General features: G+C 70.2%; 17 protein-coding genes, 1 tRNA gene and 1 pseudogene. 13 read left to right on the forward strand and 6 right to left on the reverse strand.

Annotated elements, in window-relative coordinates:
• Window positions 1-47 precede the first annotated feature (47 nt).
• Window positions 48-1,224, reverse strand: a pseudogene (locus ACH4S8_RS12970) (RNA-guided endonuclease InsQ/TnpB family protein); the annotation flags it as partial.
• Window positions 1,225-1,345: 121 nt separating this feature from the next.
• On the opposite strand from ACH4S8_RS12970, the gene ACH4S8_RS12975 reads away from it, so the two are divergent.
• Window positions 1,346-1,891, forward strand: coding sequence for a GNAT family N-acetyltransferase (locus ACH4S8_RS12975; RefSeq protein WP_398392998.1), 546 nt, complete (start codon window positions 1,346-1,348; stop codon window positions 1,889-1,891).
• Window positions 1,888-3,660: an IucA/IucC family protein gene (locus ACH4S8_RS12980; protein ID WP_398393000.1), complete on the forward strand. Its 1,773-nt coding sequence runs from the start codon at window positions 1,888-1,890 to the stop codon at window positions 3,658-3,660. Before ACH4S8_RS12975 ends, ACH4S8_RS12980 begins: the two co-directional genes overlap by 4 nt.
• Before the next feature lie 324 nt (window positions 3,661-3,984).
• Here ACH4S8_RS12980 and ACH4S8_RS12985 read toward each other — a convergent pair whose 3' ends face one another.
• A complete protein-coding gene (locus ACH4S8_RS12985) occupies window positions 3,985-5,571 on the reverse strand; it encodes a beta-N-acetylhexosaminidase (RefSeq protein ID WP_398393002.1) in 1,587 nt (528 codons plus the stop codon).
• A 149-nt stretch (window positions 5,572-5,720) separates the two neighbouring features.
• Between ACH4S8_RS12985 and ACH4S8_RS12990 the strand changes: the two genes are divergently transcribed.
• Window positions 5,721-6,602, forward strand: a complete 882-nt coding sequence (locus tag ACH4S8_RS12990) for a DUF4429 domain-containing protein (RefSeq protein ID WP_398393004.1) — start codon at window positions 5,721-5,723, stop codon at window positions 6,600-6,602.
• A 120-nt stretch (window positions 6,603-6,722) separates the two neighbouring features.
• On the opposite strand, the gene ACH4S8_RS12995 is transcribed toward ACH4S8_RS12990, so the two are convergent.
• Window positions 6,723-8,291 (reverse strand): purple acid phosphatase family protein, encoded by a 1,569-nt coding sequence (locus tag ACH4S8_RS12995; RefSeq protein WP_398393006.1) that lies wholly within the window; start codon window positions 8,289-8,291, stop codon window positions 6,723-6,725.
• Between the two features lie 164 nt (window positions 8,292-8,455).
• On the opposite strand from ACH4S8_RS12995, the gene ACH4S8_RS13000 reads away from it, so the two are divergent.
• Both ACH4S8_RS13000 and glmS read left to right on the forward strand, forming a co-directional pair.
• Entirely contained in the window at window positions 8,456-8,713 is a 258-nt protein-coding gene (locus tag ACH4S8_RS13000) for a hypothetical protein (RefSeq protein ID WP_398393008.1), read from the forward strand.
• Between the two features lie 14 nt (window positions 8,714-8,727).
• The gene (glmS, locus tag ACH4S8_RS13005) at window positions 8,728-10,545 is read left to right on the forward strand and encodes a glutamine--fructose-6-phosphate transaminase (isomerizing) (RefSeq protein WP_398393010.1); all 1,818 of its coding nucleotides are present in this window, start codon (window positions 8,728-8,730) and stop codon (window positions 10,543-10,545) included.
• 150 nt (window positions 10,546-10,695) lie between these two features.
• Here the strand turns inward: glmS and ACH4S8_RS13010 are convergent, their stop codons facing one another.
• Both ACH4S8_RS13010 and ACH4S8_RS13015 read right to left on the reverse strand, forming a co-directional pair.
• Window positions 10,696-11,259 carry a GPR1/FUN34/YaaH family transporter gene (locus tag ACH4S8_RS13010; protein ID WP_398393012.1) on the reverse strand — a complete coding sequence of 188 codons (564 nt, stop codon included), beginning with the start codon at window positions 11,257-11,259 and terminating at the stop codon, window positions 10,696-10,698.
• A gap of 231 nt (window positions 11,260-11,490) precedes the next feature.
• Window positions 11,491-12,018 (reverse strand): universal stress protein, encoded by a 528-nt coding sequence (locus ACH4S8_RS13015; RefSeq protein ID WP_398393014.1) that lies wholly within the window; start codon window positions 12,016-12,018, stop codon window positions 11,491-11,493.
• Between the two features lie 1,360 nt (window positions 12,019-13,378).
• Between ACH4S8_RS13015 and ACH4S8_RS13020 the strand changes: the two genes are divergently transcribed.
• The 4 genes from ACH4S8_RS13020 to ACH4S8_RS13035 all read left to right on the forward strand — a co-directional run bounded on the left by ACH4S8_RS13020 (window position 13,379) and on the right by ACH4S8_RS13035 (window position 16,149).
• Entirely contained in the window at window positions 13,379-14,620 is a 1,242-nt protein-coding gene (locus ACH4S8_RS13020; RefSeq protein ID WP_398393016.1) for a helix-turn-helix domain-containing protein, read from the forward strand.
• 155 nt (window positions 14,621-14,775) lie between these two features.
• Entirely contained in the window at window positions 14,776-15,378 is a 603-nt protein-coding gene (orn, locus tag ACH4S8_RS13025; RefSeq protein WP_398393019.1) for an oligoribonuclease, read from the forward strand.
• A 110-nt stretch (window positions 15,379-15,488) separates the two neighbouring features.
• Window positions 15,489-15,561 (forward strand) — tRNA-His (locus ACH4S8_RS13030).
• 81 nt (window positions 15,562-15,642) lie between these two features.
• On the forward strand, window positions 15,643-16,149 hold the full coding sequence (locus ACH4S8_RS13035) for a GNAT family N-acetyltransferase (protein WP_398393021.1): 507 nt from the start codon (window positions 15,643-15,645) through the stop codon (window positions 16,147-16,149).
• A 368-nt stretch (window positions 16,150-16,517) separates the two neighbouring features.
• On the opposite strand, the gene ACH4S8_RS13040 is transcribed toward ACH4S8_RS13035, so the two are convergent.
• The gene (locus ACH4S8_RS13040; RefSeq protein WP_398393023.1) at window positions 16,518-17,573 is read right to left on the reverse strand and encodes a LacI family DNA-binding transcriptional regulator; all 1,056 of its coding nucleotides are present in this window, start codon (window positions 17,571-17,573) and stop codon (window positions 16,518-16,520) included.
• Between the two features lie 388 nt (window positions 17,574-17,961).
• On the opposite strand from ACH4S8_RS13040, the gene ACH4S8_RS13045 reads away from it, so the two are divergent.
• From ACH4S8_RS13045 to ACH4S8_RS13060, 4 genes are all read left to right on the forward strand, one after another.
• Window positions 17,962-19,284 (forward strand): ABC transporter substrate-binding protein, encoded by a 1,323-nt coding sequence (locus ACH4S8_RS13045; protein WP_398393025.1) that lies wholly within the window; start codon window positions 17,962-17,964, stop codon window positions 19,282-19,284.
• Window positions 19,281-20,309, forward strand: a complete 1,029-nt coding sequence (locus tag ACH4S8_RS13050) for a carbohydrate ABC transporter permease (protein WP_398393027.1) — start codon at window positions 19,281-19,283, stop codon at window positions 20,307-20,309. Before ACH4S8_RS13045 ends, ACH4S8_RS13050 begins: the two co-directional genes overlap by 4 nt.
• Window positions 20,306-21,217: a carbohydrate ABC transporter permease gene (locus ACH4S8_RS13055; protein ID WP_398393029.1), complete on the forward strand. Its 912-nt coding sequence runs from the start codon at window positions 20,306-20,308 to the stop codon at window positions 21,215-21,217. The genes ACH4S8_RS13050 and ACH4S8_RS13055 overlap by 4 nt, the downstream gene beginning before the upstream one ends.
• Window positions 21,218-21,324: 107 nt before the next feature.
• Window positions 21,325-22,755: a GH1 family beta-glucosidase gene (locus ACH4S8_RS13060; protein ID WP_398393031.1), complete on the forward strand. Its 1,431-nt coding sequence runs from the start codon at window positions 21,325-21,327 to the stop codon at window positions 22,753-22,755.
• The last annotated feature ends 169 nt before the right edge of the window (window positions 22,756-22,924 follow it).

Below are 22,924 nucleotides of genomic sequence, written 5' to 3' on the forward strand. Positions count from 1 at the left end.
CTCCCCGTCCCGTGGAACGGGGACTCCCACAGCTCACGCCATGAGCTTTCCTGCTTCGTCGCCGAATGCCCGCCCGGAAGGATTCCGTTGAGGTCTTACACCGGCTCCACAGGCCGACACCGCCTGCCCGGCGGCCAGAATGTTCTGCGCGGCGTTGTGGTCCCGGTCATGACGGGTACAACACCCGTCACAGCTCCACTCACGGACATCCAAAGCCACCGGACCACGTACGAGACCACAGGCCGAGCACATTCTGCTGGACGGAAAGAAGCGATCCACGACGACAAGTTCCCGCCCATACCAAGCACACTTGTATTCCAGCATGCCACGCAAGTCCGCCCACGATGCATCGGCAATGGACCGGGCCAGCGATCGATTACCCATCAGATTCCGTACAGGCAGGTCCTCGATCACGACCAGTTGGTTCTCCTGGACGAGTCGAGTCGAAAGTTTGTGGAGAAAATCGCGTCTCCAGTCAGCGATTCGCGCATGAATCACGGCCACCTTCCGGCGGGCCTTGGCCTGGTTACTGGATCCCTTCTCCTTGCGGGCCAGCTCTCGCTGCGCCCGCGCCAGGCGACCGGAGTCACTCCTCCCGAACTTGGGGTGGGTCACCTTTTCGCCGGTGGACAAAGTCACGAGGTTGTGGAGTCCCACATCGATCCCCACCGCCACATCGGTGGTCCGGTTTCGCAGGGGTTGGTCCTCGACCAGGACACAGACGAACCAGCGTCCAGCCGCGTCACGCGACACTGTCACGGTGGTCGGCTGGGCATCCAGGGGCAAGGAACGCGACCAACGAATGTCCAACGGCGCTTCCATTTCCGCAAGGGTCAGCTCGCCGTTTCGCCACCTGAAGGCGGACCGCGTGTACTCCGCCGACGTTCGGGATCGCTTCCGGGACTTGAAACGCGGGTAGCCGGAACGCTTGGCGAAGAAGCCTTCGAAGGCCGACTGCAAGTGACGCGGAGCCTGCTGGAGCGGAACCGAGGACACGTCACGAAGGTAGGAGAACTCGCCGCACTTCTTCCATTCGGTCAGCATCACGGAAGTCTCCGGATAGCGGACGTGGCGATGCTCCTCGATCCAAGCACGACTGCGCGCCTCCAGTGCCATGTTGTAGACCTTGCGTACACATCCGAAGGTCTGCTCCAACTGCTCGGCTTGGTCCGGCGTCGGATAGAAGCGGTACTTGAACGCTCGCTTGACTCGTTGTTCCCCCACCTCTCGAAAGCTAGCCTCCGGCTGAAATCCGCGACGCAGCTTTCCTCAATCTGACACCCGAACTGATGAACGCGCACGCCCTCCCCTCCACAGTAGAGAACATGCGCTCAAGGAGTTTCCAATGAGCACCGCAGCCGAGCTCGGCACCTTCACCGTCCGCCCCCTCGACCCCGTCGGGGACGCGCCGCTGCTGCACGGGTGGGTGACGCATCCCAAGGCCGCCTTCTGGATGATGCAGGGGGCGAAACTGCACGACGTGGAGCGCGAGTACATGGCCATCGCGGCGAGCGAGCACCATGAGGCGTTCCTCGGACTCCTGGACGGCGAGCCCGTGTTCCTGATGGAGCGCTACGACCCGCGGTACGTCGAACTCGTCGGCCTGTACGAGCCGGAGCCGGGCGACGTCGGCATGCACTTCCTGGTCGCCCCGAGCGACACGCCCGTGCACGGCTTCACCCGGGCCGTGATCACCGCGGTGATGGAGCACCTGTTCGCCGACCCCGCGACCGAGCGCGTCGTCGTCGAGCCCGACGTGGGCAACACGGCCGTGCACGCCCTCAACGAGACCGTCGGCTTCGTGCCCGTACGGGAGATCCAGAAGCCGGAGAAGAAGGCCCTGCTGAGCTTCTGCACCCGGGAGCGGTTCGCGAAGGCGGTGGCCGCGTGAGCCTCGCCGAGAACGTCGCCCACCTCTCCCCCGAGCGCTGGGCGAGGGCCGAGCGCCTCCTCGTCCGCAAGGCGCTCGCCGAGTTCGCCCACGAGCGGCTGATCACGCCGCGGAGCCTGCCGGACGGCCGCTACGAGGTCACCGGCGACGACGGGCTGACGAGCTACCGGTTCACCGCGACCCGGCGCCTGCTCGACCACTGGCAGGTGGCCGCCGAGTCCATCACCCGGCACCGGGACGGCACCGAACTCCCGCTGTCGGCGCTGGACTTCTTCATCGAGCTGAAGGAGTCGCTCGGCCTGAGCGACGAGATCCTGCCGGTCTACCTGGAGGAGATCTCCTCCACCCTCGCGGGCACCTGCTACAAGCTCACCAAGCCGCAGGTCCCGGTCCGCGAGCTGGCCGGCTCCGGTTTCCAGGCCATCGAGACCGGCATGACCGAGGGGCACCCCTGCTTCGTCGCCAACAACGGGCGGCTGGGCTTCGGTGTGCACGACTATCTCGCCTACGCTCCCGAGACCGCGAGCCCGGTCCGGCTGGTGTGGCTGGCGGCGCACCGCTCCCGGGCCGCCTTCACGGCGGGCGTCGGCATCGCGTACGAGTCCTTCGTGCAGGGCGAGCTGGGCGCGGAGACGGTCGAGCGGTTCGACGCGGTCCTGCGCGGGCAGGGGCTCGACCCCGGGGACTACCTCCTCATACCCGTCCACCCCTGGCAGTGGCACAACAAGCTGTCCGTGACGTTCGCCGCCGAGGTCGCCCAGCGACGCCTGGTCTGTCTCGGCGAGGGCGACGACGAGTACCTGGCCCAGCAGTCCATCCGGACGTTCTTCAACGCCGGCAGCCCGCACAAGCACTACGTGAAGACGGCGCTGAGCGTCCTCAACATGGGCTTCATGCGCGGTCTGTCCGCCGCCTACATGGAGGCGACCCCGGCCATCAACGACTGGCTGGCCCAGCTGGTGGAGAGCGACCCGGTGCTGAAGTCCACCGGTCTGTCGGTCATCCGGGAGCGGGCGGCCGTCGGCTACCGGCACCTGGAGTACGAGGCGGCCACCGACCGGTACTCCCCGTACCGCAAGATGCTGGCCGCGCTGTGGCGCGAGAGCCCGGTCCCCTCGCTCCAGGAGGGCGAGTCCCTGGCGACGATGGCCTCCCTCGTCCATGTCGACCACGAGGGCGCCTCGTTCACCGGCGCGCTGATCGAGCGGTCGGGCCTGACACCGGTGGAGTGGCTGCGCCGCTATCTGCACGCCTACCTCACCCCGCTCCTGCACAGCTTCTACGCCTACGACCTGGCCTACATGCCGCACGGTGAGAACGTCATCCTGGTCCTGGAGGACGGGGTCGTGCGGCGGGCGGTCTACAAGGACATCGCCGAGGAGATCGTGGTGATGGACCCGCAGGCGGTGCTGCCGCCCGCGGTCGAGCGGATCCGGGCCGACGTCCCCGAGGACACGAAGCTGCTGTCGATCTTCACGGACGTCTTCGACTGCTTCTTCCGCTTCCTGGCGGCCCAGCTCGCGGACGAGGGGATCCTCGGCGAGGAGGACTTCTGGCGGACGGTCGCCGAGTCGGTGCGCACGTACCAGGAGGCGAATCCCGAACTCGACGACAAGTTCCGGCAGTACGACCTGTTCGCGCCCGAGTTCGCGCTGTCCTGCCTCAACCGGCTCCAGCTGCGCGACAACCGGCAGATGGTCGACCTGGCGGACCCCTCGGGCGCCCTGCAGCTGGTCGGCACCCTGAGGAACCCGATCGCCGGGTTCTGAGCGGCGGGCTCGGCGAGGGGCTGTCGTTTGGATCAGGCGGCGTCGAGCTGTGATGACCTCTCGACTGGGCCGAGCGGGGCAGGGTGCGTGCAGCTGCAAGGCGGAGGAGGGCGACGACGCGGTGGGGGCACCTCCCGGCCGAAGGCTGGGGGACGTCGGCAACCGACGACAACGCCGCTGGGGGTCCCCCTGCTCGAAGAGCTCGGGGGAGTGCGTGCCCTGCCCCGCGTCCCGCCGCATGATCCAAACGGCAGGCCCTGGGAGCCCCGAAGACGGGCGGGCGCCCCGGAGACGGTCCTCCGGGGGCGCCCGTCGGCTTTCCGCCTAGCTCGCGGGCCAGGGGACCTGGGGCGAGCGGTAGTACGCGATGCCGAGCGCGTCCCAGCGGGGCGCCTGGGCGGCGAGGCGCACCTTGTAGGTGTCCCAGTCGTGCGTGGAGGCGGGGGACCAGCCGAGTTCGGCGGCCCCGGGCAGCCTCGGGAAGGCCATGACGTCGATGTCGGCGGAGTTTCGAATCGTCTCCGTCCACAGCGGCGCCTCGACGCCCTTGACGGCCGAGGCCGGCACCCCGGGGAGGTAGTTCCCCGGGTCCCAGTCGTAGGCCCGCCGCACCTCCACGAGACCGGCCCAGTCCTGGCCGAGCGGGGTGTCGGCGGTGTACTTCATGTCCAGGTAGAGCCGGTCCGCGGGCGACAGCACGAGCCCGGTCCCGTTCCGCGCGGCCGCGGCGACCTGCGCCTTCTCCTCGGCGCTCGTGTCGTCGAGCCCCCAGTACTGCGCGAGGGCGCCCTTCGCCGGGGTGGCCCCGGTCAGCTGGTGCCAGCCCATCACCTTCTTGCCGTACTTGGTGACGATCGGCTGGACCTTGTCCATGAAGGTCACGTAGTCGGCGTGGCTGGTGGAGTGCGCCTCGTCGCCGCCGATGTGGAGGTACGCGCCGGGGGTGATCGCCGCCAGCTCGCGGACGACGTCCTCCACGAAGGTGTACGTCACCGGCTTGCCGACGCACAGCGAGCTGAAACCGACGTCGGTGCCGGTGTAGAGCGGCGGCGCGACGCCGTCGCAGTTCAGCCCGGCGTACGAGGACAGGGCCGCGTTGGTGTGTCCGGGCATGTCGATCTCCGGGACGACCTCCAGATAGCGCGAGGCGGCGTACCGGACGATCGCGCGGTAGTCGGCCTCGGTGTAGAAGCCGCCGTGTCCGCCGCCGACCTCGGTGGAACCGCCGTGGGCCGCCAGCTTCGGCCAGGAGTCGACGGCGATGCGCCAGCCCTGGTCGTCGCTCAGGTGCAGATGCAGCTTGTTGACCTTGTACAGGGCCAGTTCGTCGATGTAGCGCTCGACCTGGGCGACCGTGAAGAAGTGCCGGGAGACGTCGAGCATGGCCCCGCGGTAGGCGTAGCGCGGAGTGTCCTCGACGGTGCCGCCGGCGATCAGCCAGGGGCCGCGCTGGACGGACTTCTTCTCGACGGCGGCGGGCAGCAGCTGACGCAGGGTCTGGACGCCGTGGAAGAGGCCCGCGGGCCGGCCGGCCGTGATGGTGACGCCCGAGGCCCCGCTGTGGAGCCGGTAGCCCTCGTCGCCCAGTCCCTTGCCGCCGAGGCGGAGGCTGATCCCTCCCGCTCCGTGCGGGTCCACCGGCAGCCGGTAGCCGGTGGAGGGCCGCAGGATGCCCGCGAGGTAGGCGCCGACCGCGCGGGCCCCGGGCGAGCCGTCGACGCGGATGCGGGTGCCGGCCGTGATGCGGTACGGGGCTCCGCCCGGGACGGCGGAGACGGGGGCCGGGACGACGCGGCCCAGCGGAACGGCGGCGGCCCGGGTGTGCGGTGCCGCGCCGACGAGAGAGAGGCCGGCCGCCGCCACGAGCAGCAGCGTTCCGAGAAGGCGGGGCGTTCTGTGGTGCTGTCTCACATGCGCTCCCTTCGGTGCCCGGCGAAGACCTCCCGGCCCGTCCTCGGCCGCTGCCTCCGCCGTGCACTTCGATCCGGTCAAGGCGTCCGACGGGTACGCCTGATTGGTCGAGACCACTCTGCCGCAGACACGGTGGAACAATCCTCTCCATGGCGGAAATCATCCAGCGGGACGGCACATGGATCTTCGACGGGGACGCGCTGCGGCTGGCCCCGGGTCGGGACAAGAACGTCAGCCTGCTGCGCCGCACGCTGGGTGAACTCACCGTGCCGCTGGGCGCGTTGGCGGGCATATCGCTGGAACAGGGCAGGAGGGCGGGGCGGCTCAGACTCCGGCTGCGCGACGGCGCCGACCCGCTGCTCCAGGCGACCGGGGGCAAGCTCGCGGAGCCGAACGACCCGTATCAGCTGACGGTGGAGGCCGACCGGCTCGGCGTCGCCGAGTACTTCGCGGACGAGGTCCGGGGCGCGTTGCTGCTCGACCAGGTTCCCTCCGGTCCGGTCGACCGCTATCTGCTGCCCGGCCCGGCGGTACCGCTGTCCGCGTCCGCGGGGGACGGCACGGCGAGCTTCGACGGTGAGCGCGTACGCCTGGAGTGGAACTGGAAGACGGAGGACGCGAAGTCCGCGTCGGGCGCCCGCACCCTGGCCCTCGGGAACATAGCGGCCGTCGAGTGGCGGCCCGCGGCCGGGCTGGAGAACGGCTGTCTGCGCTTCACGGTGCGCGGCGGCGACGCCCAGGCGCCGCCGAAGTACGACCCCAACTCCGTGGAGCTGTGGGGCTTCAAGAGGGACCCGCTGATGGCGCTGGTCGCGGCGGCCGTGCAGGCGAGGCTGCCGCATCCGGCGGCGGGCGGCGCCCGGCCCGCCGAGGAGCCGGCCGGGGCGGCGGCGGTCCCGGGGCCGGGCCCCGAGGCCGACCACGACGCCCTCCTGCGCAGGCTGCGCGAACTGGGCGAGCTGCACAAGGAGGGCGTCCTGACGGACGAGGAGTTCACACTGGCCAAACAGGCGGTCCTCAAGCGCCTCTAGGAACGGGCGGACGGCGCTCGCGGGAGCCGGCCCGGAGGCGGTGCGCCCCGCCTTCCGGGCGTACCCGGCGCCTGCCGGGCCGGCCGTATCCCGCGCGCCCGGCCGTCCGGGCCCGGGGAACTACTTGGCCCGGCGCGCGATCGTGAAGCGGTCGACCTCGGCACCGGTCTCGGCGATGCCGCGGACCGTCAGGGTGGCCAGGCGTCCCTTGGACGCCGGCTGGACGTCGACGCGCAGGAACGAGTAGTTGAGGTAGCGCACGCGCGACCAGGTGACCGTCTCGTTCTGCTTGCCGTCCTTGAGGTTGACGAAGGAGGCGACGGACTCGACCTCGTTCTCCTTGCCCTCGTAGGACTCGGGGGCGGTGAACGCGTAGAGGCTGCGGCCGGCCGCGCCCGCCGTCACGTACACGACACCCTCGGTCTCGGTGTACGCCGTGCCGCCGATCGGCAGCTTCTTGGTGACCGCGTTCCCCTTGATGACGTCCGTGCGCTCGTACTGGTGGTTGTGGCCGTTGATCACCAGGTCGACGGTGTACTTCTCGAACAGCGGCACCCACTCCTGTCGCACGCCCCCCTCCGAGGCGTGCGCCGTGGAGGTGCAGTACGCGCAGTGGTGGAAGAAGACCACGACGAAGTCCACGTCCTTCGAGGCGCGGAACTTCTTGAGCTGGGCCTCCAGCCACTTGGTCTGGGTGCCGCCGGAGATGCCGAGGTTGGCCGGGATCTCGAAGGAGATGTCGTTGGCGTCCAGCGAGATGATCGCCGTGTTGCCGTGGACGAAGGAGTAGACGCCGGGCAGGTTGGCCTTGTCGGGGCCGTTGTCCGGAAGCGTCCAGCGGGCCTCCTCGCCGCCGTAGCCGTTGGGCGAGTACCAGGCCTCCATGTCGTGGTTGCCGTACGCCGGCATCCACGGCACCTGCTTGGCGACCGTCTCGGTCTGGGCGAGGAACTGGTCCCAGATGCGCGAGTCGAAGCCGGTGTCGGCGGTCTTGCCCGCGCCGGACGGGTCCGCGTACGCGATGTCGCCGGCGTGCAGGTGGAAGGCGGGGTTCTGGGCGAGCAGCAGGGCGTCGTTGGCGAGGCCGTGGTAGCCGACGCCCTCGTCGCCGAAGGCGGTGAAGGTGAACAGCTCGGCGTGCGCGGGCGCGGTGGTGAAGGTGCCGAGCGTGCCGAGGAGGTGCGGGGCGGCCGGGTCGAAGCCGGCGTGGCCGACGCCGTAGTAGTAGGTCCTGCCGGGGCGCAGGTGGGTGAGCTTGGCGTGCAGGTAGTACTGGGTGTGGTCGCCGCTCGCGCCCACGCCGGCCGGGGTGTAGAGGGTGCGCACCTCGGCCTCGATCTTGCGCGAGAGGTCCCAGGGGTGGGCGCCGATGCGGATGTAGGGCTTGCCGACCGCGGCCGGCACCTGCCAGGAGACGGTCATCTCGGTGCGCGGGTCGTTGCCGAAGGCGAGGTGGCGGCCGAAGGGGGCGACGAGCGCGCCGTCGACCTTCTCGGCCGCGGCCGGGGCGGCCGTCCGCTGCGCCGGGACGGCGGCTTGTGCGGCGCCGGGCACGAAGGCCCCGCCCGCGACGGCGCCGATGGTCACGGCGCCGCCTCTGATCATGTTGCGCCGGGAGAACTTGGCGCGAAGGTACTCGTACTGCTCGGCCATGGTCATCTTCTCGGCGAGCTGCTCGGGTACGCCCATGCGTGGAGTGTCCATGGCTCCAGAAGTTGCTCTCGGCAATCGACGCGGCGCAAGACGCCGGATGGACAGCCTGTAAACAGCGACCCATAAGAGATTCAACACCCGCTTGCCCGATATCGGGCAAGATTCTTGCGAATCGTCTCCGGGTGCCCCAGGATCAACGGGTGCACGACGAACTCGTTGATCATTTGACGCGGTCGACCCCCCTGAACCGGGGTGAGGCGCTGCGGGTGATCCAGGACGTTCTCGCCTATTTCGACGAGACGGCCCAGGAGTTCGTCCGCCGCCGCCACCGCGAACTCCAGGCCCAGGGCCTGGTGAACGCGTCGATCTTCGAACGGATCGAGGCGGACCTGAAATATCGCGCGGTCGCGCCGCCGGAGCTCACCCTCAGGCAGCTGCGCCGCATCGTTTACGGCTGAGGGACTTTACCTGTATGTGCGGAATCGTCGGATACATCGGCAGGCGTGATGTGACCCCGCTGCTCCTCGAGGGCCTGCAGCGCCTCGAGTACCGCGGCTACGACTCGGCGGGCATAGTCGTGACCTCCCCGAAGTCGGCCGGCCTGAAGATGGTCAAGGCGAAGGGCCGGGTCCGCGACCTGGAGGCCAAGGTCCCCAAGCGCTTCGCCGGCACCACCGGTATCGCCCACACCCGCTGGGCCACGCACGGTGCCCCCTCCGACGTGAACGCGCACCCGCACATGTCCGCCGACAGCAAGGTCGCGGTCGTCCACAACGGCATCATCGACAACGCCTCCGACCTGCGTAAGAAGCTCGAGGCGGACGGCGTCGAGTTCCTCTCCGAGACCGACACCGAGGTCCTCACCCACCTGGTCGCCCGCTCCCAGCACGACAAGCTGGAGGACAAGGTCCGCGAGGCGCTGCGGGTCATCGAGGGCACGTACGGCATCGCGGTGATGCACGCCGATTTCCCCGACCGCATCGTGGTGGCGCGAAACGGCTCCCCCGTCGTGCTCGGCATCGGCGAGAAGGAGATGTTCGTCGCCTCGGACATAGCCGCCCTGGTCACCCACACCCGCCAGATCGTCACGCTGGACGACGGCGAGATGGCCACGCTCAAGGCCGACGACTTCCGGACGTACACCACCGAGGGCACCCGGACGACGTCCGAGCCGACCACCGTCGAGTGGGAGGCCGCGTCGTACGACATGGGCGGCCACGACACGTACATGCACAAGGAGATCCACGAGCAGGTCGAGGCCGTGGACCGCGTACTGCGCGGCCGGATCGACGACCGGTTCTCCACGGTCCACCTCGGCGGTCTGAACCTGGACGCCCGTGACGCGCGCGCCGTGCGCCGCGTGAAGATCCTCGGCTGCGGCACCTCGTACCACGCGGGCATGATCGGCGCCCAGATGATCGAGGAGCTGGCCCGTATCCCCGCGGACGCCGAGCCGGCCTCCGAGTTCCGCTACCGCAACGCGGTCGTCGACCCCGACACCCTCTACATCGCGGTCTCCCAGTCCGGTGAGACGTACGACGTCCTGGCCGCGGTCCAGGAGCTCAAGCGCAAGGGCGCGCGGGTCCTCGGTGTGGTCAACGTCGTCGGCTCCGCGATCGCCCGTGAGGCGGACGGCGGCATGTACGTGCACGCGGGCCCCGAGGTCTGCGTCGTCTCGACGAAGTGCTTCACCAACACCACCGTCGCCTTCGCGCTGCTCGCCCTGCACCTCGGCCGCACCCGCGACCTGTCGGTCCGCGACGGCAAGCGGATCATCGAGGGCCTGCGCAGGCTCCCCGCCCAGATCGCCGAGATCCTGGAGCAGGAGGACGAGATCAAGAAGCTGGCCGAGCAGTACGCCGAGGCCCGCTCGATGCTCTTCATCGGCCGCGTCCGGGGCTACCCGGTGGCCCGTGAGGCCTCCCTCAAGCTCAAGGAGGTCTCGTACATCCACGCCGAGGCGTACCCGGCCTCCGAGCTCAAGCACGGCCCGCTGGCGCTCATCGAGCCGGCGCTCCCGACCGTCGCGATCGTCCCCGACGACGACCTGCTGGAGAAGAACCGCGCCGCCCTGGAGGAGATCAAGGCCCGCAGCGGCCAGATCCTCGCCGTCGCGCACCAGCACCAGGAGAAGGCCGACCAGACGATCATCGTCCCGAAGAACGAGGACGAGCTCGACCCGATCCTGATGGGCATCCCGCTCCAGCTCCTCGCGTACCACACCGCGCTGGCGCTCGGCCGGGACATCGACAAGCCGCGCAACCTCGCCAAGTCGGTCACCGTCGAGTAGCCACCGCCGGGCGGTCGTCCGCCGCCCCTTCGCCGTCGCGCAACTCCCTTGCGGGCGGCCGGACATGAACGGTCCCCGTGCGCACCACCCGCGCACGGGGACCGTTCTTCGAGGGGCCGGAGCCGCCCAATACCCCGGCCCGCGCCGAGGTCAGCCGGTGGCCGTCACCCCCCGGCCGGCGGCGCGTCGCGGAAGTGCGGTGGGCCAGTGGGCGAGGGCCGCGGTCGCCGCGTACCAGACGACCGCGCCGGCCGCGACGGAGAACCAGCCGCCGGCCTTGCCCAGACCGCTGCTGTCCGCGAAGCGGCCGATGGCGAGAAGCAGCAGGGAGACGAAGAACAGTCCGTAGGCGCCCTGGCCGAGGGTGTCCCCGCCCGCGAGGGCGAGCGAGAGCACGACGAGCGCGAAGAGCAGCAGGAAGAGTCCCGCCGCGTTGTCGGAGGCCTGGCCGCCGGCCGAGACGGCCCAGGTGAACCAGAAGGCGCCGAGTCCCGTGAAGGCCGTACCGCTTGCCGTGTCACGGTCACGGAAGGCGAGCAGACCGGCGACGAAGAGCGCAACGCCGCCTACGTAGTGGGCCAGTGACACGGCGTCGGCCGCCGTCACTCCGTCGATCAAGTCGGTGTACCCGAGGCCGAAAGCCAGCAGGGTGACACCGAGCGCGAGTCTTCCGACGATCGTGGTGGTGCTTCCCGCAGAGACGTCGTTGTCCACGGCGGGCTCCCTTCATGCCTGTGCAGTTGTGCTGCGCCGTACCGGTCGCCGCGTAGGACCGGCGTCCGGATATATGCCCTTCACAAAGGCACAAACACCTCTACGCGCCAGTAGGTTCACTCACCGAACAGAGAATGCCGGCCGGGCGCCGGACCGGCCCCGGCGGGCGCGCAGGGCGTCGCGCCACCGCGTCCCACCGGGACTTACGGGGCGCCGGGGAAGAACGGGTCGTCAGGGAATGACGATGACCGGGCGCTTGGCGCGCTTGGCGAGCCGTCCCGCGACCGAGCCGAAGATGCGCCCGACGATGCCGTGCGTGGAACCCACGACTATCGCGTCCGCCTCGTACTCCCGGCCCACTTCCTCGAGTTCGTGGCAGATGTCGCCGCCGCGCTCGACCAGGATCCAGGGCACTTCGGAGAGGTACTCGGCACAGGCGAGTTCGAGACCCAGCACTTCGGTGCGGTGGTCGGGAACGTCGACGAAGACAGGTGGCTCGCAGCCCGCCCACACCGTGGTGGGCAGCCGGTTGGCCACATGGACGATGATCAGGCCCGAGCCCGAACGGTGGGCCATCCCGATCGCGTAGGCGAGAGCACGCTCGCTGGACGTCGAGCCGTCGAAACCGACGACGACGCCGTGCTTGAAGGCGGGATCGCAGGAATGGCGGGGCTCATCCGCCGCCAAGGGCTCGGCCGCCGTGGGATCGGCGAGCGGGCGCTTGCGGTCCGCGGGATCGAAGAATTCGTGACCGGCCATGGGTGTCTCGGCGTTTGGATCCTCGTGGTGGGGACGACAACGAACGGCAGAGCTGTGTCTGGGAAACATCTTCCCAACCCCATACCCCCAAGGGTACGGCGGCACGCCTCCTCTGCCCAGATCCCGCGCGCCTTACGCGGCATTCCAGGGAGCATGCACGAGAGGATGCCCGCAACGCAATGGTTGCTGCCCCGTACAGGCGGTTTGCGCAGGGCTCCCGGTGAATTTGCACCGGCACCCGCGATCAAGGGATTCCGTCGCCGTACGGGACCGGGCGCCCCCCTTTCGGACACGCGCCCCACCGGCCGGGCAGTGACCGGCGGGCCGAACGCGCGTTGAACCGTCCGCGGCCGCCGCGGACACGGCACGCCGCGGAGATCAGCCGCGCGGACGGCACGGAGAACACCGGAGTACTAGGGAGCAGCACGTGCCCGGACCCGACACCGCCCCCCGCTCCCGCACACCCTCCGCACCCTCCGCCCCGCCGGCCCGCCCCGCCGCCCGCCCTTCGTGCGCGGCGCCTCCCGGATCGCACTCCGGATCGCGATCGGGAACATGCACCGCCGCACACCCCTCCGCGCCCGCCGCGGCGGACACGGTCGGCGACGTGGTCCGCTGGGCGGCCTTCAGCTGCGTCCTGGTCCCCGCGGTCCTCCTCTGGTGCGGCAGCTCGCTCGCCGGCGCGGCCGGTACGGCCCTCGGTCTCGCCGCTGTGACCGGAGTCTGTGTGATCCTGCTGCGCCGGTCCGAACGGGGGGCGGCGCTCCTGGCCGACGAGCGGCGGGGCACGCCGGGCTCACGGGCGCACCGGCGCGCCGCTCGGCAGCGGGGACGGCACGGGAGGAGCGACCCGGGGAACACGGGCGGCGGGGGGTTCGCGGGGCGCGGGAGCGGAGCGGGGCCGCGGCTCGGCCCATGGGGCGGGAACGGCACGGGAGTTCACCGAGGCGGACGTCACACCGGGGGGAACAAGCCGGTCGACTGACCGGTTTGCGCGTACACCTACGCTGGTTTTCAGCCAACTTCCGGCAGTGGCGCATCCCTTGCTCGAACGACCCCTCAACCCCCGTTCGACCTGCACCTAAAGGGGTACCGGGGGCGCGCGCACCCTACGTGGATTGGCCACCGCCACGAGGCGCACTTCCCTGCGGCGCCCACGAGTGCAACGCTTCGTGATCGAATGCTTCACGCCAAGTTGCCATGTCGACATTCTGCGGAGTACCGAACTGGTCACCTTGGCGTCACGGGACACAGTAGATTCGATCTTGTCTTACGGCGGGGGAACTCGTGCAGGACCGAGGGGAAACGTGCAGGAGCGACACGACCGAGGAGCCGCGACCACCGAGGGGGGCTTAGCAGGATGAGCCACGACTCCACTGCCGCGCCGGAAACCGCGGCCCGGAAACTGTCCGGGCGACGCCGCAAGGAGATCGTCGCGGTGCTGCTGTTCAGCGGCGGCCCCATTTTCGAGAGTTCCATTCCGCTGTCGGTGTTCGGGATTGACCGCCAGGACGCCGGCGTGCCGCGCTACCGCCTTTTGGTGTGTGCCGGCGAGGAAGGCCCGCTGCGGACCACAGGGGGCCTGGAACTCACCGCACCACATGGCCTGGAAGCGATCTCCAGGGCCGGCACGGTCGTCGTGCCCGCCTGGCGGTCGATCACCTCGCCACCACCGGAGGAGGCGCTCGACGCACTGCGCCGCGCTCATGAGGAAGGCGCCCGCATAGTCGGGCTGTGCACCGGTGCCTTCGTGCTCGCGGCGGCCGGGTTACTGGACGGCCGTCCGGCGACCACCCACTGGATGTACGCGCCGACGCTGGCCAAGCGCTACCCGTCGGTGCACGTCGATCCCCGCGAGCTCTTCGTGGACGACGGCGACGTGCTGACATCGGCGGGTACGGCCGCCGGGATCGACCTCTGTCTGCACATCGTGCGGACGGACCACGGCAACGAGGCGGCCGGCGCGCTCGCCCGGCGTCTGGTCGTCCCACCGCGGCGCAGCGGAGGCCAGGAGCGCTATCTCGACCGGTCACTGCCGGAGGAGATCGGCGCCGACCCCCTCGCGGAGGTCGTCGCCTGGGCGCTGGAGCATCTCCACGAGCAGTTCGACGTCGAGACACTGGCGGCTCGCGCCTACATGAGCCGCCGCACGTTCGACCGCCGGTTCCGCTCGCTCACCGGAAGCGCTCCCCTGCAGTGGCTGATCACTCAGCGCGTCCTGCAGGCGCAGCGTCTCCTGGAGACGTCCGACTACTCGGTGGACGAGGTCGCGGGCCGCTGCGGCTTCCGTTCGCCGGTCGCGCTGCGGGGTCACTTCCGGCGGCAGCTGGGGTCGTCCCCGGCCGCGTACCGGGCGGCGTACCGAGCCCGCAGGCCGCAGGCCGACCGGTCCACGGATCCGGACGGCCCGACGGGTCCGATCGGACCGCCGCCGTCCCTGCACCAGGAGCACTCGGGGCCGGTCCCGATGCAGACCCGCCGCACGGCGACGGCCGGCGCGCTGGGCGCGGCGGCGTCGCTCTCCGCGGAGGCGATGCGGGAGCGGGCGGAGCTGTACGCCGCGGGCAGGCCGAGCCTGCCCGGACAGCGCAGCGCGCCGTAGTCCGGCACCGAGGAACACGCGGGTGAAGAACGCGCGGGGCCCGCACCTTCGGGTGCGGGCCCCTTCGCATGCGGGCCACGGCCCGGCGCGATCCGCCGCCCCGGCGGGACGCACGGGCGGGTCCACGGAAGGGGGCGGGCCGTAGGGTGAGACACATGAACGATCGCATGGTGTGGATCGACTGCGAGATGACCGGACTCTCGCTGTCGGATGACGCGCTCATCGAAGTGGCCGCGCTGGTCACCGACTCTGAGCTGAACGTGCTCGGCGAAGGGGTGGACATCGTGGTCCGCCCGCCGGACGCGGCCCTGGAGACGATGCCGGACGTGGTGCGCCAGATGCACACGGCCTCCGGTCTGCTGGAGGAGCTCGCCGGGGGCACGACCCTGGCGGACGCCGAGGAGCAGGTCCTCTCCTACGTACGTGAGCACGTCAAGGAGCCGGGCAAGGCCCCGCTCTGCGGGAACTCCGTCGGAACGGACCGCGGCTTCCTGCTGCGCGACATGCCGACGCTGGAGGACTACCTCCACTACCGCATCGTGGACGTGTCCTCGATCAAGGAGCTGGCCCGCCGCTGGTACCCCCGGGCGTACTTCAACAGCCCGGAGAAGAACGGCAACCACCGCGCGCTGGCCGACATCCGCGAGTCGATCGCCGAGCTCCGCTACTACCGCGAGGCGATCTTCGTCCCGCAGCCCGGCCCCGACTCGGACACCGCCCGCACCATCGCGGCCAAGCACGTCCTGCCCACCGAATAGGCCTTTGACGGGGCCCTGGTGGGCCCCGCAAAAAGGTGTGCGCGAGCACCCCTCAGAACCCTGTACACTTTTTCTCGGCCGGTCAGGGAAAACTCCGAAGACCGGACATGGTGGGTGTAGCTCAGTTGGTAGAGCACCTGGTTGTGGTCCAGGTGGCCGCGGGTTCAAGTCCCGTCACTCACCCTGAGTGATCAGCCGGTGACCTGGTGAACAGGTCACCGGCTGATTGCGTTTCCGGGCCCTGCGGCCCCTACGCTCCCCCTCGTGACCTGGCCCACAGAACCTTCCGCCACCGCCCGGCTCGAACTCCTCCCGCTGCGGGTCGGGCACGCCGACGAGATGGCCGGGGTGCTGTCGGATCCGGCGCTGCACGCGTTCACCGGCGGGGCGCCGGACACTCCCGAGGCACTGCGGGCCCGGTACGAGCGCCTGGTCGCGGGCTCGCCCGACCCCGGCGTCCTGTGGTGCAACTGGGTGCTGCGGGAGCGTGCGACGGGATCGCTCGTGGGGACGGTCCAGGCGACCGTCTCGGGAGAGACTGCCGAGGTCGCCTGGGTCGTGGGCACGCCCTGGCAGGGCCGGGGGTACGCGGTGGAGGCGGCGCGGTCACTGGTCCGGCACGTGATCCGGGCGTACCCGGTCCGCACGGTCGTGGCCCATGTGCACCCCGGCCACCACGCGTCCGCCGCCGTCGCCGCGGCGGCGGGACTCACCGCGACCGGCGAGCTCCACGACGGCGAGATCCGCTGGGAACTGACGGTACGACGGTGAACGCGCCGGTCCCGGCGCGCCGGCCGGGCCGAACCGCCCCGCCCCGCCCGGCACCGCACCACCGCCCTCCGGGCGAGGAGGACCGCCCTCCGGACGAGAACGGCAAACGACAGCGGACCGGCCGAGGCGGACGGCGAACCCGCCGAGAACGACAACCGGCCGAACGGCAACCACAGCCGACCGCCCGAGGACAGCAGCCGACCGGACGGCAGCGGCGGGCCACCGGCCGAGAACGACGACGGCAGGCGACCGGCAGGCGACCGGCCCGCGACAGCAGCCGACCGGCCGAAGGCGGCAGGCGACCGGCGACCGGCCGGGGACGGCGGCGGTTCTCCGGTCCGGTGCCCGGCGGACGCCGTGCGTGAGCCTCAGGAGGAGGCCCGCACCACCAGTTCCGCCGGCAGCACCAGCTGCCGCTTCTCCAGCCCCCGGGAGGCCGCCGGGCGGCGGTCCGCGATCTCGCCGAGGAGGAGGTCGATCATGGCCCGGCCCATCTCCTCGATGGGCTGGCGGACGCTGGTCAGGGGCGGGTCCATGTGACGGGCTATGGCGGAGTCGTCGTAGCCGATGAGCGCCACGTCGTCCGGGATGCGCCGGCCGCTCTCGCGCAGCACCTGGCGGGCACCCGCCGCCATGACGTCGGAGCCGGCGAAGACCGCGTCGATGTCGGGGAAGCGCTCGAGGAGCAGGGTCATCGCCCGCCGCCCCCCTTCCTCGGTGAAGTCGCCGGGGACGATCAGCCGGTCGTCCACCTCCCGGCCCGCGTCCCGCAGACCCTGGCGGTAGCCGTCGACGCGCCGCTGGGCGCCGTAGACGTCCATGCGGCCGGCGAGGTGGCCGATTCTGCCGCGCCCCCGGGAGACGAGGTGTTCCACGGCCGCGCGCCCGCCGCCGTAGTTGTCGGAGTCCACCGACGGAAGCGTCTCCTCCGCCGAGCGCCGGCCGCTGATCACGGCCGGGATCTCCAGCTGGGAGAGCAGGTCGGGCAGCGGGTCGTCGGCGTGCACCGAGACCAGCAGGACACCGTCCACGCGGTGCGCCGCCAGGTACTGGGCCAGGCGCTGCCGCTCCCGGTCGCTGCCCGCGAATATCAGCAGCAACTGCATCTCGGTCTCGGAGAGTTCCGCTCCGACACCGCGCAGCATGTCCGAGAAGTACGGTTCCGCGAAGAAACGCGTCTCCGGTTCGGGGACGACGAGGGCGATCGCGTCCGTGCGGTTGGCCGCGAGGGCGCGGGCCGCCGTGTTCGGGACATATCCGAGCTCCGCGACCGCGGCCTCGACCGCGGCCCGGGTCGCGTCACTGACCCGTGGGGATCCGTTGATCACCCGGGAGACCGTGCCGCGACCCACACCCGCGCGCGCGGCCACCTCTTCGAGGGTCGGCCGCCCACCGCTGCGGCCCCGCGCTCCGTGGCCTGCCATGGCCTCCGCCTCCCGTCGACACCAAGTTGGCCTGGAATCTAACAGCCTCGTCCGGCGAAGCTCGCGTCGCTGGGCCGCAGCCCGGCGATCATCACCTCGCGGGCGGCCCCTCCCCGGACGCCGGACGGGTCATGAGACGCTTCCGGCCATGTGGCGGAATGACATCTTCAGCTAACAGGCCGATAACTGAACGCATCTCTCCGCTCCCCCACCCTTGACACCCCCGCCCGAACCAGCGACTCTTCAACACATCACTGGTGGGAGCGCTCCCACAGTACCTGACACATACACAACCCGCACGTTCCCCGCCCGAGCCGCAGCGAGAAACAACGGGCGCCACCAATGCAGTTGGCCGGGGGGTCGGCACGTCAGGCAACAGGAGGACGCAATGCGTACGAGTACCCGCCGGTCCCGCAGACTGGCGGCCATAGCGGCCGTCGCAGCGATGACCGCAGGGCTGCTGGCCGGCTGCTCGAAGGACTCGAACGACGGCACGTCGGACTCGAACGGCGGAGGCGGCGGCGGCAAGACGCAGCTGACCATCGGCACGTTCGGTGTCTTCGGCTACAAGCAGGCCGGTCTCTACGACGAGTACATGAAGCTGCACCCGAACATCTCGATCAAGGAGAACGTCACCACTCGTACCGACGTCTACTGGCCCAAGACGCTCACCCGTCTGCAGGCCGGCTCCGGCACCGACGACATCCAGGCGATCGAGGTCGGCAACATCACCGAGGCCGTCCAGACCCAGGCCGACAAGTTCGTCGACCTCGGCAAGGAGGTCGACAAGTCGCAGTGGCTGCCTTGGAAGCTCTCCCAGGCCACCACCAAGGACGGCAAGACGATCGCGCTCGGCACCGACATCGGCCCGATGGCGATCTGCTACCGCAAGGACCTGTTCGCGAAGGCCGGTCTGGAGACGGACCGCACCAAGCTCGCCGCGCAGTGGAAGGGCGACTGGTCCAAGTACGTCGCCGTCGGCAAGGACTACATGAAGAAGGCGCCCAGCGGCACCAAGTTCGTGGACTCCGCCTCCTCGGTCTACAACGCCGCCCTCGGCGGCGAGAGCCAGCGGTACTACGACAAGGACGGCAACGTCATCTGGGACAAGTCCACGGGCGTGAAGAAGTCCTGGAACGCCGCGATGGATGTGGCGACCAGCAACATGTCGGCGAAGCTCAAGCAGTTCGACCCGACGTGGGACCAGGGCTTCGCCAAGGGCTCGTTCGCGACCGTCGCCTGTCCCGCGTGGATGATCGGCTACATCGAGCAGAAGTCCGGTGACTCGGGCAAGGGCAAGTGGGACGTGGCGGCCGCGCCGACCGCGGCCAACTGGGGCGGTTCGTTCATCGGCGTGCCGACGGCGGGCAAGCACCAGAAGGAGGCCGTCGCCCTGGCCAAGTGGCTGACCGCGCCCGAGCAGCAGGCGAAGGTCTTCGCCAAGCAGGCGAGCTTCCCGTCGACCCCGTCGGCGTACGCGAACCTGACGCCGGCCGCCGACACCACGGCCTACTTCTCCAACGCGCCGATCACGCAGATCTTCGGCGACTCGGCGAAGACCATCCCGGTCCAGTACTTCGGTACCAAGGACCAGCCGATCGGCACCGCGATCACCGACGTCGGCATCCTCCAGGTCGAGCAGAAGGGCAAGACCCCGGCCCAGGGCTGGGACGCGGCAAAGGCTGAGATCAAGGACGTGCTCGGCCAGTGACCAGCTCCAAGCAGGCTCTCGCGCAACCCGCGACGAGCGCCGACGCCGCGCCCGGCTCTCAGCCGGGCGCGGCCCGGGGCGCTCAGGGTCGCGGTACGCCGGCGTCCGGCCCGGGTTCCTGGCGCAGCCGGCTCTACCGCTGGGACATGAAGGCGTCGCCGTACGCATTCATCTCCCCCTTCTTCATCATCTTCGGGGCCTTCGGCCTCTTCCCGCTGCTCTACACGGCCTGGTACTCGCTGCACAATGTGCAGCTTTCCGGCCTGGACCACCAGACCTGGGCCGGTCTGGACAACTACAAGAAACTGCTGTCCTCGGAGTTCTTCTGGAACGCCCTGGGGAACACCTTCACCATCGGCGTGATCTCCACGGTGCCGCAGCTGCTCATGGCCCTCGGGCTCGCCCACCTGCTCAACTACCGGCTGCGCGGCTCGACCGTGTGGCGGGTCGTGATGCTCACCCCGTACGCCACCTCGGTGGCGGCGGCAACGCTCGTCTTCACGCTGCTGTACTCGTGGGACGGCGGCATGGTCAACTGGCTGCTGCACTTCGTCGGGGTCCACCCGATCAACTGGCGCGAGTCCGACTGGGGCGGTCAGTTCGCCGTCTCCTCGATCGTCATCTGGCGCTGGACCGGCTACAACGCGCTGATCTACCTCGCGGCGATGCAGGCGATCCCCACGGACCTGTACGAGTCGGCCGCGCTCGACGGTGCCGGCCGCTGGCAGCAGTTCCGCCACGTGACGATCCCCATGCTGCGGCCGACGATCCTGTTCACGGTGGTCGTCTCCACGATCGGCGCGACCCAGCTCTTCGGTGAACCGCTCCTGTTCGGCGGGGTCAGCGGCTCCAAGGGCGGCTCCGCGCACCAGTACCAGACGCTCGGCCTCTACATGTACGACCAGGGCTGGGGCATCGGCAACCTCGGCAAGGCCTCGGCGATCGCATGGACGATGTTCCTGATCCTGCTGATCATCGCCGCGATCAACCTGCTGATCACCCGACGGCTGAGGAAATCCCAATGACCACGACTGAACTGACCGCCACGCCGGAGGACGCGAAGCCGACCCCGGACAAGCGCGAGCCCGGACGCCGCCGGGTGCTCGGCGCGGGCAAGCAGCTGCACGCGGGTCCGGTCACCTACGTCGTCCTGACCGTCTTCGCGCTGGTCTCGCTCGCCCCGCTGGTCTGGACGGCCGTCGCAGCCTCGCGCAACAACGAGCGGCTGGCGCAGAGCCCGCCGCCGCTGTGGTTCGGCGCGAACCTGTTCTCGAACCTCCAGGCCGCGTGGGACCAGGCCGGGCTCGGCACCGCGATGGTCAACTCCACGATCGTCGCCGGGACCATCACGCTGGGCACCGTCGTGTTCTCCACGCTCGCCGGGTTCGCCTTCGCCAAGCTGAAGTTCAGGTTCTCCGGACTCCTGCTGCTGCTGACCATCGGCACGATGATGATCCCGCCGCAGCTGGCCGTCGTACCGCTGTACCTGTGGATGAGCGACCTGGGCTGGTCCAACCAGCTGCAGACGGTCATCCTGCCCACCCTGGTGAGCGCCTTCGGCACGTTCTTCATGCGGCAGTACCTGCTGCAGGCCCTGCCCTCCGAGCTGATCGAGGCGGCGCGGGTGGACGGCGCGAACAGTCTGCGCGTGGTGTGGCACGTCGTCTTCCCGGCGGCACGCCCGGCGATGGCGGTGCTCGGTCTGCTGACGTTCGTGATGGCCTGGAACGACTTCCTGTGGCCGATCATCGCCCTGAACCAGCAGGAGCCGACGGTGCAGGTCGCCCTCAACGCGCTGGGCACCGGCTACATCCCCGACCAGGCCGTCATCATGGCGGGCGCGCTGCTCGGCACACTGCCGCTGCTCATCGCCTTCCTCCTGTTCGGCAAGCAGATCGTGGGCGGAATCATGCAGGGCGCGATCAAGGGCTGACCCGCCCGTCCAGGGGCCGGGCCACCGTCGCCTCGGCCCCTCACGTCCCGCCTTCCCTTCCCCACCTCCAACTCGTCGGTCTTCACGACCCCCTTGGGAGCGCTTCCATGCCTGAGTCCGCAACACCCGTGACTTTCCCTCCGGCCTTCCTCTGGGGTGCGGCTACCTCCGCCTACCAGATCGAGGGTGCCGTGCGGGAGGACGGCCGGACGCCGTCCATCTGGGACACCTTCAGCCATACCCCTGGCAAGACGGCCGGCGGTGAGCACGGTGACATCGCTGTCGACCACTACCACCGCTACCGCGACGACGTGGCCCTGATGGCGGACCTGGGCCTCGGCGCGTACCGCTTCTCCGTGTCCTGGTCGCGGGTGCAGCCCACCGGCCGGGGCCCCGCCGTCCAGCGCGGCCTGGACTTCTACCGGCGTCTGGTCGACGAGCTGCTGGCGAAGGGCATCAAGCCGGCCGTCACCCTCTACCACTGGGACCTGCCGCAGGAGCTGGAGGACGCGGGCGGCTGGCCCGAGCGCGAGACCGCGCTGCGTTTCGCCGAGTATGCGCAGATCGTGGGCGAGGCACTGGGTGACCGGGTCGAACAGTGGATCACGCTGAACGAGCCCTGGTGCAGCGCCTTCCTCGGCTACGGCTCCGGGGTGCACGCCCCCGGCCGGACGGACCCGGCGGCGGCGCTGCGCGCGGCGCACCATCTGAACCTCGCGCACGGGCTCGGCACGTCGGCGCTGCGTTCCGTGATGCCGTCCCGCAACTCGGTCGCGGTGAGCCTCAACTCCTGCCCGGTGCGGCCGGTCTCGCAGGAACCGGCGGACCTGGACGCGGCCCAGCGCATCGACGACCTGGCCAACGGTGTCTTCCACGGCCCGATGCTGCACGGCGCCTACCCCCAGACCCTGTTCGCCGCGACCCGGTCGATCACCGACTGGTCGTACGTCCAGGACGGCGATCTCGCGCTGATCCACCAGCCGCTGGACGCCCTCGGCCTCAACTACTACACGCCGACGCTGGTTTCGGCCGCCGCCGCGCCCACGGACGGTCCGCGCGCGGACGGCCACGGCTCCAGCGCGCACTCCCCCTGGCCGGGCGCGGACGACGTCATGTTCCACCAGACCCCGGGCGACCGCACGGAGATGGGCTGGACGATCGACCCGACGGGGCTGCACGAGCTGATCATGCGGTACACCCGTGAGGCTCCGGGCCTGCCCCTGTACATCACGGAGAACGGCGCGGCCTACGACGACAAGCCGGACCCGGACGGCCGCGTCCACGACCCCGAGCGCGTCGCCTACCTGCACGGCCACCTGTCCGCCGTGCACCGCGCGATCGCCGACGGGGCCGACGTCCGCGGCTACTACCTGTGGTCCCTGCTGGACAACTTCGAGTGGGCCTACGGCTACGAGAAGCGCTTCGGCGCGGTCTACGTCGACTACGCGACCTTGGCCCGCACGCCGAAGTCGAGCGCCCACTGGTACGGCAAGGCGGCCCGCACGGGCACGCTGGCGCCGGTGGCGCCCGCCGAGTAGGCGGGCGCGACCCGAAGGCACGGGGGACACGGGGGACATGGGGCGCGGCGCCCGAGGGGGGTGCCGCGCCCCGGTCCGTCCGCACCGCCCGACGCGTCCCTGCCGCCGCCGCGTGTCCGCGGCGGCACGGGAGAAGCGGCGGCACGGGAGAAAGGGCCTGGGCCCTGTC

Origin of the sequence: Streptomyces sp. NPDC021080 (assembly GCF_044333225.1) — a bacterium.
In the GTDB taxonomy this organism is placed as follows: domain Bacteria; phylum Actinomycetota; class Actinomycetes; order Streptomycetales; family Streptomycetaceae; genus Streptomyces.

Coding starts and splice junctions, on each gene's coding strand:
- ACH4S8_RS12990 (WP_398393004.1), top strand. CDS start 5,721: ATGGCGGAAATCATCCAGCGGGACGGCACATGGATCTTCGACGGGGAC.
- ACH4S8_RS12975 (WP_398392998.1), top strand. CDS start 1,346: ATGAGCACCGCAGCCGAGCTCGGCACCTTCACCGTCCGCCCCCTCGAC.
- ACH4S8_RS13060 (WP_398393031.1), top strand. CDS start 21,325: ATGCCTGAGTCCGCAACACCCGTGACTTTCCCTCCGGCCTTCCTCTGG.
- ACH4S8_RS13055 (WP_398393029.1), top strand. CDS start 20,306: ATGACCACGACTGAACTGACCGCCACGCCGGAGGACGCGAAGCCGACC.
- ACH4S8_RS12995 (WP_398393006.1), bottom strand. CDS start 8,291: ATGGGCGTACCCGAGCAGCTCGCCGAGAAGATGACCATGGCCGAGCAG.
- orn (WP_398393019.1), top strand. CDS start 14,776: ATGAACGATCGCATGGTGTGGATCGACTGCGAGATGACCGGACTCTCG.
- ACH4S8_RS13020 (WP_398393016.1), top strand. CDS start 13,379: ATGAGCCACGACTCCACTGCCGCGCCGGAAACCGCGGCCCGGAAACTG.
- ACH4S8_RS13015 (WP_398393014.1), bottom strand. CDS start 12,018: ATGGCCGGTCACGAATTCTTCGATCCCGCGGACCGCAAGCGCCCGCTC.
- ACH4S8_RS13045 (WP_398393025.1), top strand. CDS start 17,962: ATGCGTACGAGTACCCGCCGGTCCCGCAGACTGGCGGCCATAGCGGCC.
- ACH4S8_RS13040 (WP_398393023.1), bottom strand. CDS start 17,573: ATGGCAGGCCACGGAGCGCGGGGCCGCAGCGGTGGGCGGCCGACCCTC.
- glmS (WP_398393010.1), top strand. CDS start 8,728: ATGTGCGGAATCGTCGGATACATCGGCAGGCGTGATGTGACCCCGCTG.